The 17,569-nt window shown below is 73.3% G+C and carries 18 protein-coding genes; 7 read left to right on the top strand and 11 right to left on the bottom strand.

Annotated elements, in window-relative coordinates:
* Positions 1–10 precede the first annotated feature (10 nt).
* The 5 genes from ABZT18_RS28540 to ABZT18_RS28520 form a co-directional block, all read right to left on the bottom strand.
* Complete coding sequence (locus ABZT18_RS28540; protein ID WP_354995816.1) at positions 11–1,240, bottom strand: glycosyltransferase; 1,230 nt, start codon at positions 1,238–1,240, stop codon at positions 11–13.
* Complete coding sequence (locus ABZT18_RS28535) at positions 1,237–3,474, bottom strand: glycosyltransferase family 39 protein (protein WP_354995817.1); 2,238 nt, start codon at positions 3,472–3,474, stop codon at positions 1,237–1,239. The genes ABZT18_RS28540 and ABZT18_RS28535 overlap by 4 nt, the downstream gene beginning before the upstream one ends.
* 44 nt (positions 3,475–3,518) lie before the next feature.
* Positions 3,519–4,970, bottom strand: coding sequence for a HAMP domain-containing sensor histidine kinase (locus ABZT18_RS28530; protein ID WP_354995944.1), 1,452 nt, complete (start codon positions 4,968–4,970; stop codon positions 3,519–3,521).
* Positions 4,971–5,001: 31 nt separating this feature from the next.
* On the bottom strand, positions 5,002–5,748 hold the full coding sequence (locus ABZT18_RS28525; RefSeq protein WP_354995818.1) for a response regulator transcription factor: 747 nt from the start codon (positions 5,746–5,748) through the stop codon (positions 5,002–5,004).
* A 112-nt stretch (positions 5,749–5,860) separates the two neighbouring features.
* Positions 5,861–6,115, bottom strand: coding sequence for a hypothetical protein (locus ABZT18_RS28520; RefSeq protein ID WP_354995819.1), 255 nt, complete (start codon positions 6,113–6,115; stop codon positions 5,861–5,863).
* A 176-nt stretch (positions 6,116–6,291) separates the two neighbouring features.
* On the opposite strand from ABZT18_RS28520, the gene ABZT18_RS28515 reads away from it, so the two are divergent.
* The 3 genes from ABZT18_RS28515 to ABZT18_RS28505 all read left to right on the top strand — a co-directional run bounded on the left by ABZT18_RS28515 (position 6,292) and on the right by ABZT18_RS28505 (position 8,954).
* On the top strand, positions 6,292–7,245 hold the full coding sequence (locus ABZT18_RS28515; RefSeq protein WP_354995820.1) for a serine/threonine-protein kinase: 954 nt from the start codon (positions 6,292–6,294) through the stop codon (positions 7,243–7,245).
* Between the two features lie 70 nt (positions 7,246–7,315).
* The gene (locus ABZT18_RS28510; RefSeq protein ID WP_354995821.1) at positions 7,316–7,741 is read left to right on the top strand and encodes an OsmC family protein; all 426 of its coding nucleotides are present in this window, start codon (positions 7,316–7,318) and stop codon (positions 7,739–7,741) included.
* Between the two features lie 364 nt (positions 7,742–8,105).
* Positions 8,106–8,954 carry a hypothetical protein gene (locus ABZT18_RS28505; protein ID WP_354995822.1) on the top strand — a complete coding sequence of 283 codons (849 nt, stop codon included), beginning with the start codon at positions 8,106–8,108 and terminating at the stop codon, positions 8,952–8,954.
* 10 nt (positions 8,955–8,964) lie between these two features.
* On the opposite strand, the gene ABZT18_RS28500 is transcribed toward ABZT18_RS28505, so the two are convergent.
* The 5 genes from ABZT18_RS28500 to ABZT18_RS28480 form a co-directional block, all read right to left on the bottom strand.
* The gene (locus ABZT18_RS28500) at positions 8,965–9,486 is read right to left on the bottom strand and encodes an ATPase (protein ID WP_354995823.1); all 522 of its coding nucleotides are present in this window, start codon (positions 9,484–9,486) and stop codon (positions 8,965–8,967) included.
* Positions 9,487–9,600: 114 nt separating this feature from the next.
* Positions 9,601–10,047 (bottom strand): response regulator, encoded by a 447-nt coding sequence (locus tag ABZT18_RS28495; protein ID WP_354995824.1) that lies wholly within the window; start codon positions 10,045–10,047, stop codon positions 9,601–9,603.
* Between the two features lie 68 nt (positions 10,048–10,115).
* A complete protein-coding gene (locus ABZT18_RS28490; protein ID WP_354995825.1) occupies positions 10,116–10,463 on the bottom strand; it encodes an STAS domain-containing protein in 348 nt (115 codons plus the stop codon).
* A 115-nt stretch (positions 10,464–10,578) separates the two neighbouring features.
* Entirely contained in the window at positions 10,579–11,628 is a 1,050-nt protein-coding gene (locus ABZT18_RS28485) for a cobalamin-dependent protein (protein WP_355252905.1), read from the bottom strand.
* Positions 11,625–13,391: a PP2C family protein-serine/threonine phosphatase gene (locus tag ABZT18_RS28480; protein WP_355252902.1), complete on the bottom strand. Its 1,767-nt coding sequence runs from the start codon at positions 13,389–13,391 to the stop codon at positions 11,625–11,627. The genes ABZT18_RS28485 and ABZT18_RS28480 overlap by 4 nt, the downstream gene beginning before the upstream one ends.
* Before the next feature lie 175 nt (positions 13,392–13,566).
* On the opposite strand from ABZT18_RS28480, the gene ABZT18_RS28475 reads away from it, so the two are divergent.
* Positions 13,567–13,908, top strand: coding sequence for an STAS domain-containing protein (locus tag ABZT18_RS28475; RefSeq protein WP_354995828.1), 342 nt, complete (start codon positions 13,567–13,569; stop codon positions 13,906–13,908).
* Positions 13,909–13,988: 80 nt separating this feature from the next.
* On the opposite strand, the gene ABZT18_RS28470 is transcribed toward ABZT18_RS28475, so the two are convergent.
* Positions 13,989–14,303 (bottom strand): hypothetical protein, encoded by a 315-nt coding sequence (locus ABZT18_RS28470; protein WP_354995829.1) that lies wholly within the window; start codon positions 14,301–14,303, stop codon positions 13,989–13,991.
* 200 nt (positions 14,304–14,503) lie between these two features.
* On the opposite strand from ABZT18_RS28470, the gene ABZT18_RS28465 reads away from it, so the two are divergent.
* From ABZT18_RS28465 to ABZT18_RS28455, 3 genes are all read left to right on the top strand, one after another.
* Positions 14,504–15,481 (top strand): DUF2267 domain-containing protein, encoded by a 978-nt coding sequence (locus ABZT18_RS28465; protein ID WP_354995830.1) that lies wholly within the window; start codon positions 14,504–14,506, stop codon positions 15,479–15,481.
* Positions 15,482–15,595: 114 nt separating this feature from the next.
* A complete protein-coding gene (locus tag ABZT18_RS28460; RefSeq protein WP_355252899.1) occupies positions 15,596–16,390 on the top strand; it encodes a fused MFS/spermidine synthase in 795 nt (264 codons plus the stop codon).
* A 78-nt stretch (positions 16,391–16,468) separates the two neighbouring features.
* Positions 16,469–17,569 carry an AI-2E family transporter gene (locus ABZT18_RS28455; protein ID WP_355252896.1) on the top strand — a complete coding sequence of 367 codons (1,101 nt, stop codon included), beginning with the start codon at positions 16,469–16,471 and terminating at the stop codon, positions 17,567–17,569.

Raw genomic sequence — 17,569 nt, 5'->3', positions numbered from 1 at the left:
GGCGGGTGTCTCAGCTCCGCCGGTGGTGCATGCCGAGGCGCAGCAGCACGAAGCGCAGCACGGTGGCGGCGAGGTTCGCGGCCACCAGCACGGCCAGCTCCACCGGCCGGGCGGGTACGGCATGGACCGCGTGCAGCACGGCCAGCGAGCCACTGGTCAGCGCCAGGCCGAGCGCGAAGGCCAGCAGCCCCTGCAGGTGATGCCGACCGGCGTGCCGACGCCCGCTGATGCCGAACGTCAGCCGCCGGTTCGCGGCCGTGTTCGCCACCGCGGTCACCAGCAGCGCCAGCAGGTTCGCCGGCTGCGCGCCGAGCGTGCCCCGGGTGGCCACGAACAGCAGCAGGTACGCGAGCGTGCTCGCCACCCCGACCGCCGCGAACCGGACCAGCTGCCGGGGCAACCCGACCGGCACCTGCGCCGGCGACACGGCCAGCGGTGCCCGGCCCAGCTGCGCGCGCAGGTCGGTCAACGGCAGCGCGCCGGTCAGCAGCGCACGGCCCAACCTCCCCACGCCGCGCAGGTCGGCCAGGGCGGTGGCGACGATGTCGACGCGGCTGTCCGGGTCGTCGACCCAGTCCACCGGCACCTCGTGGATGCGCAGCCCGGCCCGCTGAGCGAGCACCAGCAGCTCGGTGTCGAAGAACCAGCCGGTGTCCCGCACCAACGGGAGCAGCTCACCGGCCACATCCGCGCGGATCGCCTTGAACCCGCACTGCGCGTCGGAGAACCGCGCCGCCAGCGCGCCGCGCAGCAGCAGGTTGTACGCCCGCGAGATCACCTCCCGCTTGGCACCGCGCACCACCCGGGAGGTACGCGCCAGACGCGTGCCGATCGCCAGGTCGGAGTGACCGGAGATGAGCGGCGCGACAAGCGGCAACAGCGCCGCCAGATCGGTGGAGAGATCCACGTCCATGTACGCCAGCACCGGCGCGGACGACGCGGACCAGGCGGCGGACAGCGCCCTCCCCCGCCCCTTGGCGTCCAGGTGCAGCACGTCGACGCCGGGCAGCTCGGCGGCGAGGCCGTCGGCCACCTTCAGGGTGTCGTCGACGCTGGCGTTGTCGGCGATGGTGATCTGGAACGGGTACGGGAAGTGCTCGCTCAGGTGAGCGTGCAGCCGCCGTACGCACGGCCCGAGGTCGGTCTCCTCGTTGTAGACCGGGATCACCACGTCCAGCACCGCACCGGCGGCGGTGGGTCGGGCCTGGACGGCGGCCCGGGGTCCGTTGAGCGCGGTCACGACGCCTCCGTACCGGTGCTCAGGTCGTAGAGGGTCACACCGTCGACGGTCTGCGCCGTGAAGCTCTCCTCGACCCAGGCGGCGATCTCCTGAGAGGCGGAGCTGCCGCCGTTGGCCCCGAAGCCGCCACCACCCACGAAATAGTGGATCTTTCCGTCGGCGACGTAGCCCTGGAACTGCGCGAGGGTCGGTGACGGGTCACTGCCGTTGAACCCGCCGATCGGCATCACCGGGTCGCCGGTGGCGAGCTGGTAGCCGGAGGCGTTGTTGGAGCCGACCGTGGCAGCCACCCAGGTGTAGTCGGCGCTGTCGCGCTGGAGCAGCTCGCGCAGCGCGGCGCTGGGCTCACGGGTATCGAGCAACCCGCCCATTCCCCCACCAGCCGAGCGCCCCTGTCCGCCGGGCGATCCGGGCACCTGGCCGCCGCCGGGCGCCTGAGCGCCGCCGGGCACCTGGCCGCCTCCCGGCACCTGGCCACCTCCCGGCACCTGGCCACCGCCGGGCACCTGGCCGCCGTTGCGGCCGCCGCCGGGGAAGCCTGGACCCTGACCGCGGTTCTGGCCACCGCCGGGGAACTGGCCGCCTCCCGGCAGCTCCATGCCGCCGGGCGGTCGCCCACCGGGGAAGCCGCCTCGCCCGAACCCGCCCGCCACGGACGGGCCGGCGCTCGGGATCGACCCGGTGTGCGGGGTCGCGGCGGTCTGCACCGCGTACGCCACCGGGCCGGCCAGTGCCGCCGCCGCGCCCAGGCCCAGCACCACGGGCACCAACCGGCGGGGCAGCCGGGTGACCAGCAGGATCAGCACCGCGCCGACCAGACCGGCGATCAGCACGGTGGTCCGCAGCCACGGGTACCAGTCGGGGCTGCGCCCGAGTAGCACCCAGGCCCACCAGACGGTGACCGCGAGGGTGCCGGCGAGCGTCGCCAGGGCGACCAGCGGACGCCACCGCTGCCAGCGAGTGCCAGCGGTCGCGTCGTCATCCGACGCGGGCAGGGGGTGGCGCTGCCGCCAGAGCAGCGTCACGCCGATGCCGACCAGCGCGCCGAGCGCCGGGGCGAGCGCCACCGTGTAGTAGGCGTGGAAGATCCCGGACATGAAGCTGAAGATCAGCCCGGTGACCAGCAGCCAACCGCCCCAGAGCAGCAGCCCGGCCCGGGTGCGGTCGGTCCGCGCCGCGCGCCCGGCCAGCAGCAGCCCGGCGACCAGCAGGATCAACGCGGCCGGCAGCAGCCAGGAGACCTGACCGCCGATCTCGCCGCCGAACATCCGCAGCAGGCCGGTCTGCCCCGAGAACGGGCCACCGCCACCGCCCCTCGGGCCGCCACCGCCACCGCCGACGCTGCCCACCTCGTCGCCGGTGATCCGGCCGAGGCCGTTGTAGCCGAGGGTGAGCTCCAGGATGCTGTTGTTCTGCGACCCGCCGATGTACGGGCGGGCGCTGGCTGGGACCAGTTCGACGAGCGCCACCCACCAGCCGGCGGAGACCACCACCGCCAGGCCTGCCAGCAGCAACTGCCGGACCCGCCGCCACAGCCCGGTCGGCGCGGCCAGCAGGTAGACGCCGGCGAAGACCGGCACCACCAGGAACGCCTGGAGCATCTTGGTGAGGAAGCCGAAGCCGACCAGCACACCGACCAGCACGATCCACCGGGTGCTGGCCGACTCCAGGGCGCGGACGGTGGCGTACGCCCCGGCGACCAGCAGCAGGACGAGCAACGCGTCGGGGTTGTTGAACCGGAACATCAGCGTCGCCACCGGGGTGACCGCGAGGACCGCGCCGGCGATCAGCCCAGCCACCGGCCCGTACCAACGCTTCACGGTCGCGTAGAGCACGCCGACCGAGGCGACGCCGCAGAGCGCCTGTGGGACGAGCATCGCCCAGCTGTTCAGCCCGAAGACGCGTACGGACAGGGCCATCAGCCACAGCGACGCGGGGGTCTTGTCGACGGTGATGGAGTTGGCGGCGTCCGACGAGCCGTAGAGGAATGCCTTCCAGCTCACCGAACCGGCCTGCACGGCCGCCGCGTAGAACGAGTTCGCCCAGCCGGAGGCGCCCAGGCCCCACAGGTAGAGCACACCGGTGGCGAGCAGCAGGACCACCAGCGCGAGCCGGGTCCAGGCCGCCGAGCGGCCCGTCTGCGGCGGGGGCTCGTCGGGGTGCGTGGCCGTCGGCGGCTGCTCAGCCGGGCCAGGTTCGGCGGGCGTGGCCGGCAGGGTGTCGGTTCTGTCCATGCGGCCAGCCTCGACGGCTGGGCTGGCGCGACCCCGTGTGCGGCCTATGCGTCAGCTGTGGGATTGGGCAACCGGACGGTGAACACGGTCCGACCCGGACGACTGTCCACTCCGACCGTGCCGTGGTGGGCCTCCACCACCGCCGCGACGATCGCCAGGCCGAGGCCGGTGCTGCCGTGCGCCCTCGACCGGGAGCTGTCGCCGCGGGCGAACCGCTCGAACATCTCCGGCTGCAGCTCCGCCGGCACACCGGGCCCGTCGTCGGCGACGGTGAGCACGGCGCTGTCCCCGTCGACGGCCAGCGTGGTGGTCACCACGGTTCCGGGCGGGGTGTGCACCCGGGCGTTGGCGAGCAGGTTCGCCACCACCTGGTGCAGCCGGGCGGCGTCGCCGGGCACCCGGATCGCCACCTCGGGCAGGTCGAGCTGCCAGCGGTGTTCGGGGCCGGCGACGTGCGCGTCGCTGACCGCGTCCACCACCAGAGCGGTCAGGTCGACCGGGTCCGCCGCGAGCGGCCGGCCGGTGTCCAGCCGGGCCAGCAGCAGCAGGTCGTCGACGAGGCTGGTCATCCGGGTGCTCTCCGACTCCACCCGGCGCAGCGCGTGCGCCACGTCGGTGGGGACCTCGTCGCGGCCACGCCGGGCCACCTCGGCGTAGCCGCGGATCGCCGCGAGAGGCGTCCGCAACTCGTGGCTGGCGTCGGCGACGAACTGGCGTACCCGCGTTTCGCTGGCCTGCCGGGCGGCCAGCGCGTCGGCGACGTGGCCCAGCATCCGGTTCAGGGCCGCGCCGACCTGGCCGACCTCGGTACGCGGGTCGGTGTCCGCGGCCGGGACCCGGACGGCGAGCGCCACCTCGCCGCGGTCCAGGGGCAGCTCGGTAACCCGGGTGGCGGTGGCGGCCACCCGGTTGAGCGGTCGCAGGGTGGCCCTCACGATCAGCGCGCCGGCGGCTCCGGCGATGACCAGCCCGACGGCGGCCACCCCGACCTGCGCGGCGACCATCCACCAGACGGTCTCCTGGACGCCGGAGAGGGGGATCGCGACGACGCGTACCGCGCCGTCGCGGAACTGCCGGGCCACCGCCCGGTAGTCACCGCGGGCGCCGAGGTCGACGGTGCGCGGTTCGGCGCCGACCGGCAGGCCCGCCAGTGTGGCGACCTCCCCGACCGGGACGGACTGCTCGTCGGGGAACGGATCGTCGCTGGACGGGCTGTTGGTCAGGGTCCGCGCGCTCGTCACCCGGCCGTCGGTGATCTCGGCGACCACCGCGCCGGACGGCAGCCCGAGGGGCACGCCCGGTCCGTTGCCCGGGAAGTCCGGCCGCCCCGGACGGTCACCCCGCATGGCCGTCGCGGGAGCCAGTTGGGCGTCGAGCCGGTCGATCAGGAAGTGCCGCAGCGCCACGGTGGTGAGACCACCGATGGCGACGCTGACCAACGCCAGCAGCGCGACCAGGGCAAACACCAGTCGGGTACGCAGAGAACGGCCGGCCAGCCATCGGCGGGCGGCCCGCAACGGGCGCCGGCTATTCGGCGGGCTTGAGGACATAGCCCGCGCCGCGCAAGGTGTGGATCATCGGTGCCCGGCCGGCGTCGATCTTCTTGCGCAGGTACGAGATGTACAGCTCCACCACGTTGGCCTGGCCGCCGAAGTCGTAGTTCCACACCCGATCGAGGATCTGCGCCTTGCTGAGCACCCGGCGCGGGTTGCGCATCAGGTAGCGCAGCAGCTCGAACTCGGTCGCGGTGAGGGTGATCAGCTGGCCGTCTCGGCGTACCTCGTGGCTGTCCTCGTCGAGGCTCAGGTCACCGACGGTGAGTACGGCGTCTTCCCGGGCGGCGACCGCGAAGCCGGAGCGGCGTAGCAGCGCGCGCAGCCGGGCGATCACCTCCTCCAGGCTGAACGGCTTGGTGACGTAGTCGTCGCCGCCGACGGTCAACCCGGCAATGCGTTCCTCGACCGCGTCGCGGGCGGTCAGGAAGAGCACCGGCACGGTGGGGGCGTGCTCGCGCATCCGGCGCAGTACCTGGAAGCCGTCCAGGTCGGGCAGCATCACGTCGAGCACCACCGCGTCCGGCTGGAACTGCCGGGCGGCACTCAGAGCCGCCATACCGTTGCCGGCACTGCGTACCTGCCAGCCCTCGTAGCGCAGCGCCATGGACAGCAGGTCGGTGAGGGTCGGTTCGTCGTCGACCACCAGCACCCGGACCGGTTCGCCGTCGGGGCGGCGCAGCTCGATCCGGCCCGGCGCGGCCTGCCCGTTCATGACCATGCCCCCATCGTGGTCGCGACGTCTGTGCCACGCCCCTGCGCGAGCTGTGTGCCAGCTGTGCGGCCGGGCCGACGCGGGGTCGGCGTCCCCACGGGTCAGCCCCGCCTCGTGGTCACTCGGACACCCCGTACGCGTCGGTGCGCACGAACCGCATGCTCCAGCCACCGACGCCGTCGGGCTGATCGCGTTCGTAGAGGTGGTCGGGGCCGGGCTGCACCGGCCCGGTGCCGTTCGGGTGCCGCATGATCCAACGCTGTGGTGGGGCACCGTCCGACCCGGCCGGCAGCAGTCGGACCAGGCCGTCCGCGGGCCCGCCGACGAAGCGTACGGTGACCTCGCTCATCGCGGCGCCCCCCTGAGTGACCATGCCGGCACAATCCGTGACACCGGCCCTGGCTCGCAAGCTACCGCACCCGCCGCCGTGCCGCAGCGAGGTGCGCGGGGCCGGGCGCTCCCGAGTCGCGCTGCGGTTTGCCCAGCTCGGAGCTCGGGTACCGCGACCGGAGCACCCGCTGCCGGCGGGACGAGGACGAGGAGTGAACGATGCGTACGCTGGACGGGCGGTATCAGCTCGAGCAGCGCATCGGCGTTGGCGGGATGTCCGAGGTGTGGCGGGCGCACGACCGTGTGCTGGACCGGCCAGTCGCGGTGAAGCTCATCCTGCCCGGCCCGGACGGTCAGGGCGGCCCGGTGGAGCGCATCCGCGCGGAGGCCCGATCAGCGGCCCGCCTGGTGCACCCGAACGTGGCGAGTGTGCACGACTTCGGCACCTCCTCGACGTCGCCCGGTCGCACGGTGCCCTACATCGTGATGGAGTTGGCCGAGGGTGAGACGCTCGCCGCGCACCTGCGGGCCGGGCCGTTGGACTGGCGGATCTCGGTGCGGGTCTGCGCGGAGGTCGCCGCGGCGTTGGCCGCCGCGCACGCGGACGGCATCGTGCACCGCGACGTCAAGCCCGCCAACATCATGCTCACTCCCACGGGAGTCAAGGTGCTCGACTTCGGCATCGCCACCCCCACCGGCTCACCGGACCTGATGCCGGCCGGGATGGTGCTGGGCACGCCGGCGTACCTGGCGCCCGAACAGCTGGACGGGGCGCTGGCCACTCCGGCCGCCGACATGTACGCCCTCGGCGTGCTGCTCTACTACTGCCTCACCGGTCGGTTGCCGTACCGCGCGGCCACCTCCGCCGAACTGCTCGGCGTACGCCGCCATCAGGCACCGGAACCGCTGCCCGAGATCGAGGGGCTCCCGCCGGAGGTGGCCGACCTGTGCCACTCCTGCCTCGCGGACGATCCCGCGGGGCGCCCGACCAGCCTGGTCGCGGCGCTGCTGCTGGCCGAGGCCGTGGACGCCCGGGTGTACGTGCCGATGACGGTCCCGACGGCCCGCCGGCCAGCTCCAATATCTCCGTGGACCGAACGAGCGGCGGCGGAGGCCACCGAGGCGGTGGCGGTGCCGGTGCTCGACGAGCCGGACCGAGCGTACGGCCGCTGACCGTACGGTCCACGGCGTTTCGCCGGGCGGCGGCCGGGTAGCCGACCCGGTGAGCGACGGGAGAAACGCGATGCCGGATCAGAGTTCCTGGCTGCGTGAGGCCACAGCGACCGCCGAGGGCGGTCACGTACGCACGGACGACGGCGGGCTCTCCACTGCGCTGGCCTCGCCGCTGGCGGCACACTGCACGGGGCTGAGACCTGAGCAGTTGCTGGCCGCGGCCTTCGCCTCCTGCCTGCATCACGCGGCGGTGGAGGCGGCCGGGGAGATCACCGACGAGGCGCACACGGTCCAGGTGCGGGCGGAGGCGAAGCTGGGGCGCGACGACGACGGCCGGTACCGGGCCGACGTGCACGCGGAGATCTCCTCGGCCGGCCTCAGCCGAGATCAACTGGTTGACCTGGTCGAGTACGCCGACCGGCTCTGGCCGTTCTCCAGCGGCGACGCCAGCCGCCACCGCCTAACAGTCACCCCAGCAGAAAACGGCCGCCACTAGCCCACGCCCTCTCTCCGGTTCGGCGATGTTGCGGTGTCCGGAGGTGAGGATGCCCCCATGTCGGCGATACCGAGTCGATCACGTCCGGGTGCGCGGAGCGGGCGGGTGAGGTGCGGTGGGCCGTTTGGGGAGCTGGCGTCAGCTGTATGGGTGAGCGCTGGTGGGTGGGCCAGCACGAGGGTGCGGCCTGGTGCGGCGACCGCGTTCACCCGGCGAATCGGGAATAGCCGTCTGGTCCGATCAGCGAGGTTGGTTGAGCGGCGTCCATCTTTGTCCCTTGAAGTCTGCAAGATTGGGGCAAAGTGTGGCGCATGCCACCGTACGGGCCGATGTCATCGAGCACTGAGGTCTTTAGCCTCGGCGGGTGCCTGCCGACGACGCTGCCGACCAGAACCTGACCGACGCGCGCCCGACCACCCGTTCGGACGACGCCGCATCAACCGAACGGACGATCGGCCGTCACCGAGTCCTCGAAGCGCCCCGGCGTGCCCTGCTGCGCTCGACCCCGGTCCGGGTGGCCCTGGCCACCGGTGTCACCTGCTGCCTCGGCCTCGTCGGGGTCGCCGCTGCCCGAGGCAGCGACGACACGCCCCGCACGGTGGAACCGCTGGCCGAGGCGGTGGCCGACCGTGCCGCCATCGCCGACCAGCGCGCCTCCCGGTCGCTGGACCGCGACGTCGCCCCCGAGCGGGTCCTCCCCAGCCCGACGGCGAAGCCCACACCCACCCCCAGCGTCACCCGCAAGGCGCCCAAGAAGCCGGTCAAGCCGCGCCGACCCCGACCGGTCGCCGGGCTCGACCAGGCACAGATGGACAACGCGAAGATCATCGTGGACGTCGGCCTGGAGATGAAGATGCCGCGCCGCGCCCTGGTGGTGGCACTGTCCACCGCCATGCAGGAGAGCAACCTCTACAACCTGGCCAGCGAGGTCCTCCCGGAGTCGGCGGAGTACCCGAACCAGGGCAGCGGCTCCGACCACGACTCGGTCGGGCTGTTCCAGCAGCGGCCCAGCAGCGGCTGGGGCACGGTGGCCGAGCTGATGCGCCCGTCGTACGCCGCACGGGCCTTCTACACCGCGCTCAACGAGATCCCGGGCTGGCAGGACATGAGCGTCACCGCCGCCGCCCAGTCGGTGCAGATCTCCGCGTACCCCGACGCGTACGCCCAGCACGAGGATCGGGCGACCACCGTCGCCGCGGCGCTCACCACCTGAGCCGAAGGCGTCAGCGACGGCCGGACGGGGGCTCCGCGCCCGCGTCCAGCCCGCCGACTCCCACCCGACTCCCCGGTACGCCGGCAGCCGCCGTAGGAGTGTCGGCGGGCACCTGATCCACCGTCACCTCGCTGAGGATCTCGTCCACCCGCGCCTCGCGTCGTCGACGGGCGTACAACGCCGCCTCGAAGTCGCGCCGGGCCCGCACGGCTTCCGCGTACGCCCGCTCTCGCACCTGCCGTGCCTCCTCGCGGGCCTCGTCCAGCTCGAAACGGGCCTGAGCCAGGATCTCGGCGGCCTCGCGCGGCACCCCGCCACCGGTGTGCCGGTTGATCGTGGCGTCGCCCAGGTCGAGCCGCCGCAGGAGCCCGCTGAGCCAGGCCGCCTCCTGGCGGATCTCATCCCCCTCGCGGGTCTCCCCGGCGGCGGTCTCAGCCCGCGCCGCGAGCCGGGACAACCGGATCGCCAGCTCGTCCAGACAGGAATCCACCTGCCGCTGGTCGTAACCGGTCTCAACGACGGTGAACCTCATACTGTCGCCCCCCAGGCAGCTGCTGTTACTTCCCCACCTGGATCCTCGGCCGCGACCGCGGCCGCCGAGGGTGTTCGGGAAAAATGTTCAGCATCCGCGCGCGTGGGGCGTGCGTCAGGCGCGCTTGGGCAGCACGACCACCCGGCCGAAGAACTCGTCGATGCGGCGGACCACGTCGTTGAAGTCGTCCAGGTCGATCGGCTTGGTGACGTACGCGTTGGCCTGCAGCGTGTAGCTGCCGACGATGTCGGTGTCGGCGTTGGAGGTCGTCAGCACCACGATCGGGATGGTCCGCAGATCCTCGTCCTGCTTCACCGCGCCGAGCACCTGCCGACCGTCCATCCGCGGCATGTTCAGGTCCAGCAGGATGACGTCCGGCCGTCGGGCCTGCTCGTGCCGGCCCTCGGCGCGGAGAAACTCCATCGCCTCCTCGCCGTCACTGACCACGTCGATGATCTTGTGGACGTCGGAATCCGCCAACGCCTCCTCGATCATGAGCACGTCACCCGGGTCGTCGTCGACCACCAGGATGCGTACTGGCTGCGGGCTGTCTGCGCCCATCACTACCTGCCTCGGGTGAGGTGGGACGGGACCTGACGGTCACCGCATTGGCGGGGAAATCTAGCCCATCAGACGGCGTTGCGAAACGCGGGGTCGACCGATTCGGGTTTGTCGTGCAACACCTCGGCCAGACCGGTCACCTGCAACACCCGCTCGACGCGGCCGTTGGCCCCGGTGAGCCGCAGCCAACCTCCGTCGGCCGCGGCCCGATTGTCCCCCCGGACGAACACGGCCATCCCGGTGGAGTCGCAGAACGTCAGGTCGGTGAGGTCGAGCAGCACCCGGGTCTCGCCGACGGCGATGAGCCCGTCGATCGCGGCGGTCAAATCCGGGGCGGTGCTCAGGTCTAGCTCGCCCGCGAGCCGCAGGCAAGCGCCACCGCCGTCGCGCTCGACGTGGCTGACGCTGAACGTCACCGGACTCCCCCTCGCTCCACCGCTGGATGGGACATTTGCGGTGCGGCAAGTATACGCAGGGGCACCCCGAACCCGCAGGGCGCGGTGATCGACACCGGTGCGGTCGGGCGGGCGGTCACCGGGCAGCTCGGTGACCGGCGGCGGGCAGGGCGGCCGACCCCAGGGCCAGCACACGCCCCGCCCGGGGGAAGTCACGCAAAGCGACGGCGAAGTGCTCGAAAGGCCGGGCGATCGCGGCGGCGGGCACCCCACGGCTCAGCAGGATCCCCGACAGCCACCCGACGAACTCGGTGAACAACGAGGCGTCATCGACGTAGACCGCCGCGGCCAGGAAATCCACGATGTGGCCCAGATCGCTCACGGTCGAGTCGAGCTGAGCGGCCGTGTAGGCCCGGGCCGCCGGCATTCGCTCCCGCAGGTCGGCCAACGCGCTGTCGACCAGCTCACCACGACGCCGCACCAGGCTCGCGTACTCGTCGTCGGCCAGGTGCGCCAGCCGCGCCGGCGGCACCCCCAGCAACGCCCGCTCGTCGACGATCAGCTCCGCCGCCGCGGGCGCGTTCGGCGCCCAGGCCACGCCGAGCCGTCGTGCCCACCGACCGTCCACGCCGAACCCGCGCCCACCGACGACCACCGGTACGTCCGAACGGCGGCAGGCCTCGATCATCCGGTGGGCGTACGGCAGCCGCATCGGCAGCGCGCACGCCAACGCGACCGCGTGCGCGTCGTGGCGGTGCAGGTACGACACGAGGTGCGCTGCGGGCACGCTGGCGCCCAGAAAGGTCACCTGCCAGCCGCGCAGCCGCAGCACCTCGGCCACCAGCCGGGGCGGCAGCGCGTGCCATTCGCCGTCCATGCAGGCGACCACGACCCGTCCGCCGGTCGGGCGCGGGTTGACGTGCACGGCCACCGCCGCCACCACCTGCTCACTGATGTGCGTGGCCGCGTGCTCCTGGGCAACGCTCCACTCGTTGCGCGCCCACCGCTCGCCCACCTCGACCTGAGCGGGCGCGACCAGGTCGAGCAGCACCCGCTCCGCCGGTACGCCCACGTCGAGCAGACCGATCGCCATGTCGATCGCGGCGTACTCGTCGGCGTCGGCGAGGCAGTCCAGATAGCCGGAGTAGGCGCTGGTCGGGTCGGCGGCGGCCGTGGCGGCAGTCAAGCGTCAGTCTCCGTCTGCTGGTCGGTGGTGGTGGCCTGCGCGGGCACCGAGTGCAGATGCCGCGACCCGCGCCCGCTCGGACCGGCCGCGCGCAGCGCCAGCACCGCGATGTCGTCGTGGTCGCCATGCGCCAACCAGTCACAGGTGATCTGCTCGACCCGTTCGGCCAGGGCCGGCGCCGGCACCCGTTGGCAGCCGGTCAGCGCAGTGACCAGCCGTTCCGTGCCGAACTGCTCGTCGCCTCGGCGGCCACCTCGGGCCTCGGTCACCCCGTCGCTGTAGAGCAGGCAGGTTTCGCCCGCTGCCAGCTGCACGGTCACTTCGCCGACGCGTGGGTCGGGCACCACCCCGATCAGCATGCCGCGCAGCGGCACCGACTCCACCTCGCCGGAGGCGCGCAGCACCAGCGGCGGCAGGTGCCCGCCGCCGGCCATGGTGAGGGTGAGGCCACCGTCGCGCTGTGGGCGGGCCACGCCGAGCACGATCGTGGCGAAGCGACCCTGGCCCTGGGTCGTCTCCAGCAGCGCGTCGTTGAGCAGCCGCAGCAACCGCCCGGGGTGCGACTCCAACCGGTGCAACGCTCGCAGACACTGCCGCAACTGACCGGTGAAGACGGCCGCCTCGACGCCCTTGCCCGACACGTCGCCGAGGAAGAACACCGTGCCGCCGTCGGCTAGGCGGTGTGAGCCGTAGAAGTCGCCACCGATGCGCAGTCCCGCCTGCGCGGGCCGGTACGCGGTGCCCCACTGCACGCCGACGGCCTCAGCCGGCTCCACCGGCAGCAGGCTGGCCTGGAGGGTGTCGGCGACCTCTGCCTGGTCGCGGTAGAGCAGAGCGGTGGTCAAGGCCGCGCCCGCACGGGCCGCGAACGCGCGGATCAGCTCCACGTCTGCCTCGGCGTACCAGCGGGTGGCACGGCGGGCCACCAGCAGCACACCGACCGGTGCGTCGCGGCCCGGCAGCGGGACGACCCGGGCGGCGCTCTCGGCGCCCGCGAGGCCGGGCAGCCAACCGGCGTCGACCGCCTGCTCGACCAACCAGTCCACCGCGTGCGGCTCGACCCCCGTCAGCGCCTCGGCGATGGCGGCCGGCAGCTCGTCACCGGCCAGCACGCCGCTGTCCACTGTCGGCGCCTCGTCGTCGGTGCGCCAGGCCCGCCACCAGCGCGCCCGCCCGCCCCGCGGGGCGAGCACCAGCACGGCCACCTCGGCCAGGGTCGGCACAGCGAGTCGGGCGACCGCGGCGGCGGCCCGGTCGGGGTGCAGAGGGTTGCCCAGCTTGTCACCGGCCACGGCCAGGAAGGCGGAGCGTGCGCGCTCGGCGAGCAGAGCGTCGGCGCGGCTGACGCTGTCGGTGACGTCCTCGACATACCAGCAGCAGCGGGCGCCGGAGAGGGGCACCTGGCGGGCGGTGAGCCGGCGCCCATGATGGGTGAAGCCGCCGGCACTCCCCTCGCTCGACGTGGGCACGCCGGCCGCGCTGAGCAGCTCACCCGGCGTCACCTCGGGCAGCAGCCGCTCGGCCACCGGGCTGACGTGCCGCACGACACCGTCGGCGTCACAGACCACCAGGCCCTCACGGAAGTGCTCGACGACCTCGAACCAGTCGGGTGCGGCGGCCGGAGCGCGGTCGGGGGCCAGCGGCGGCAGGGCCGCCGCGGGGCGAGGCAGGGCGTCCGCGGACCACGCCGTGGACCGTGTCGTGCGCGGCGTGGAGATCCGTCCGTCGCCCGGGTCACAGTCCCTGACGTCGGAAGCAGTCACCAGCTGAGCCTCACTCCTTGTCATCCACCCGAACCCGCACCGGAACCGGCGTCCATGGCCAAAACTCTCCGACCCACCCTACGTCGGAACGCGGATAGCGGCACGTCACAGCAGCCGCCGCAGGTGTCGCCACCCCCCGCCTTGCCTTCTCCCGCTCGACTGGCAACATGGCGGGATGTCCGATCAGCTGTTGACCATCGAGGCGACTCGGCTCGACGCGGGGCACGTCCGGCTACGGCTGACCGGCGAGCTCGACTACGACACCGCGCCCGACCTGATCGCCGCGGCAGCCGACCTCCGCGACGACGGCCACGAGCAGGTCCTGGTCGACCTGACCGGGGTGAGTTTCTGCGACTCCTCCGGGCTCAGCGCGCTGCTGGTGGTGCACCGCACCGCCAAGGCGATCCGGCTGACCGCGGTCAGCCCGCGACTCCAGCAGATGCTGGACCGCACCGGGCTGACCGAGCTGTTGGCCGTCGAGCACGCCACCGACAACGACCTGCGCGCCATCGGCTGATCGGCGCTCTGAGGGCCGCCCCTGGGCCACGGGGGATGGCCCCCGACCCTGGGACCTGGGGTCGGGGGCCGGAGGAATGTCTAGGGTGCCGTCATCGGCTGGAGCCGGGGCCCGTTCTCGCGCAGCTCGCCGGTCGGGGTCGGGTCGACGTCCTCGGGCTCTCCCGAATCGGGCGTCTGGTACAGGTAGCGGACGAACTGCCCACCCGCCTCGTTGTCGTCCGCGCCCGGCCACTGGCCGATGCAGTCCATGCCGACCACTTCGCGGCCGGTCCCGTCGGCCTCCTCCAGCAGCGCCCACAGGCTCACCGGGTAGCACCTGGTGACCTCGGGGTTGAGTTGCCAGCGGACGTACCAGCCGGGTCGGGCGGGGACGATCTCGACGATCTGTTTCATGACGACCTTCCTTCCGCGTACGTCGGAAGAACTCCGGTCCTGACCCGATCATGCGGGCCGTGCGGGTGAGCACCCCTCACCCCCGCCGGATGAAGCGCTGCGGACGCGGGGCCAACGCGGCCGGCAGCGTCCGTTTCGGCTCCCGGGACGGCGGGAAGGCGACGAGCGCAGCCACGATCCCCAGCGGAAGGGGTGTCACCATGCGCAAGCAGATGGAGGGCGACAACCAGAGGCGCCGGGCTCTGGCCCGGCAGGCCCGCGAACAGGGTCGCCAGCCCAGCGAGTTCGGCGCCAGCCTGAGCGCCTCCAAGCAGATCACGAGCCTCGACCAGGGCAAGCGGGCCGGACCGCCGGCGGCCGGAGCACGCAAGCCGGACAGTACGCGTGGCGGGCCGGCACCGCCGCCGGTCGGCAGCGCCGACAATCCACGTCCGCAGCCGTCCCCGCCGGGCGGCGCGGCCGGAGTGAGCAGCATGGGCTACCACGACCTGGTCGACGAGGTCCGGCGTCGGGCCGGGGTCGACTTCAAGACGGCCAAGGTGGGCACCGAGGCGACCGTGCTGGTCCTCGCCTTCGCCCTGGAGGCGGCCGAGCGGCAGCGGCTCCTCGCGGCGGTGCCGGCGTCTCTGCACGACGTGCTGCCCGTCGACGGCGTCGAGCGGCACCGTGACCTGCCCGGCTTCCTGGCCGAGGTGGGCCGGATCAGCGGCAACACCCCGGAGCAGGCCCGATATCAGGCGGAAGCGACGTTCGCGGCGCTCGCCGAGCAGGATGGCGACCTGGTCGAGTCGTTGCACGTACCCGACGGGTTGCGTGACCTGCTGAACCCGTCGGAGGCCGGCGGCGGCCTCGTGGGCGCCTCCACCACCACACCCACCCTGGAGGCGGACGAGATCAGTGCGGCGCTGGACGACCTGCCGTACTGGGCCGGCGACAGCCAGGCCTTCTACCGGGTGGTCGCGCTGCCGCCAGACAACCTGGACCGGGTGCTCGACCGGCTCGACCGGCTGCGCCAGGACACCGGCCGTGGCCCGAGCATCGGACGTCCGGGCGACACCGCCGCCGTGTTGACCGTACGGACCAACCAGGCTGACGGGGTGACCGCGCTCGACGTGGACCTCGCCCACCGGATCGACGACGCGATCGACGAGGTGGGGGCCGGAATGGCCGGCAGCTGACCGGCAACAGCGGCTCGGGCGGGCCGGCGGACGGGGGCGACCCCGTTCCGCCGGCCCGTCGGCCGTGCCGGGCCACGGGCGCGGTGGATCGTGGGCTCGGCTAGCGTGCCCGTCATGAACCGCGCCGCCGACCGGCTGGAGCTGGTCGCCGACCCGGCCCGCCGGACCGGGCGGACGCTGCTGTCCGCCGGTGTGGAGCAGTCGTACGTGGATGTCGAGGATCCCCGGCACCTGCACTTCGAGTACGTGCGGCGGATCGCCTCGGCGGTGGATGTGGCCGCCCCGGCGGGCGCCCCGCTGAGCGTCCTGCACCTGGGTGGCGGCGCGTTGACGCTGCCCCGCTGGCTGGCCGCCACCCGGCCCGGCTCGGCGCAGCGGGTCGTCGAGCGCGACCGGGCGGTGGTCGAGCTGGTCGCCCGGGAGTTGCCGCCGCTGCCGCCCGAGGTGCGGGTGGAGGTCGCCGACGCCCGGGACGCGCTCACCGCCACCCCGGCCGGGCGGTACGACGTGGTGATCGCCGACATCTACCGGGCGGCCCAGATGCCCCGGCACGTACGCACCGTCGAGTTCGCCGCCGAGGTGGCCCGCACCCTGCGCCCCGACGGGTTGTACCTGGTCAACGTCACCGATCTGCCCCCACTGGTCGGCACCCGGGTGCAGGTGGCCACGCTGCGGGCGGTCTTCGCCGACGTGTGCGTGTTCGGCGACCGGCGGATGCTGCGCGGCCGGCGCTACGGCAACCTGGTGCTCGCCGCGACGTCGCGCCCCGGCGGGCTCCCGGTCGGGCGGCTGGCGGTGGCCGCCCTACGCGACCCGGTGCCCGGCGGCCTGCTGCACGCCGCCGCGCTCGACACGTTCGTCGCGGGCGCCCACCCCGTCACCGACGCGGACGACACCGGGCGCGGCTGACCCCGGACGCTGCTCCAGACCTCCCCACCCGTCCACGATGCCGGGTTTCCGACGGCGAGCGTGGGGAAGGCGCGGCGGATGAGCAATGCCGACGATCGGGTGACCGCCCGCCGGACCCTGATCGTGATCGGTCTGGTGTTGGCGACCGCGTTCGCGCTGGCCTTCGTGTACGCGACCCGGCGGGTGCTGGTCTGGGCCGTGGTCGCCGCGTTCTTCGCCGTCGCGCTCAAGCCCCTCGTCGACCGGCTGCAACGCCGTCTCGTCCGGCGCCGGGCGTTGGCGACGCTGCTGGTGTTCCTCGCCGTCTTCGTGTTGCTGGCGATCGTGGCCGCCCTCATCCTGGTGCCGTTGTTCGACGAGCTGGGCCGGTTCGCCGACCGGGCACCCGGGCTGCTGCGCGACGCGCGCGCCGGCCATGGCCGGCTGGGGCAGTTGCTGGAGCGCACCGGCGCCCACCGCTACATCAGTGAGCACTCCGACCAGCTGCGCGGCTTCGGCGAGCGGCTGCGCCAACCCGCGGTCGGTGTGCTGCGCGGCATCGTCGAGACGGTCGCCGGGCTGGTCACGGTCATCGTGCTGGCGTACCTCATGGTGTTGGAAGCACCGCGGATCACCCGCAGCATGCTCGCGGCGGCCGGGGACGGCCAGGGCGAGCGGCTGCGGCGGGTTGGCCGGCAGGTGTCGCGCACCGTCACCGGCTATCTCAGCGGAAACCTGCTGATCAGCGTGATCTGCGGGGCGTTGACCTTCCTGGTGCTGACCCTCACCGGGGTGCCGTTCGCGGCCGTGCTCGCCCTGTTGGTGGCGGTGACCGACCTGATACCGCTGGTCGGTGCGACGCTCGGCGCGGTGATCGCGACCGGGGCCGGCTTCCTGCACTCCCCCACCGCCGGGGTGGTGGTGCTGGTCTTCTTCGTGGTCTACCAGCAGGTGGAGAACCATTTGCTCCAGCCGCTCATCCTGTCCCGCGCGGTGCGGCTCAACCCGCTGACCGTGCTGGTCAGCGTGCTGCTCGCGGCGGAGCTGGCCGGCCTGATCGGCGCGCTGCTGGCCATCCCCGCCGCCGGCATCGTCCAGACCCTGCTGCGCGAGTACGGCCCTCGCAGGCTCCGGCCCGCCCCGCCGGCCGATCCGGCCGCCCGGCCACGCCGACCGGCCGGTCCCGCCCGGCAGGGCTGA

The sequence above is a fragment of the Micromonospora sp. NPDC005291 genome (assembly GCF_040607415.1).
Classification (GTDB): Bacteria; Actinomycetota; Actinomycetes; order Mycobacteriales; family Micromonosporaceae; genus Micromonospora.
Note: the sequence above shows the minus strand (reverse complement) of the source record. Positions and strands in the feature narration are given on the sequence as shown.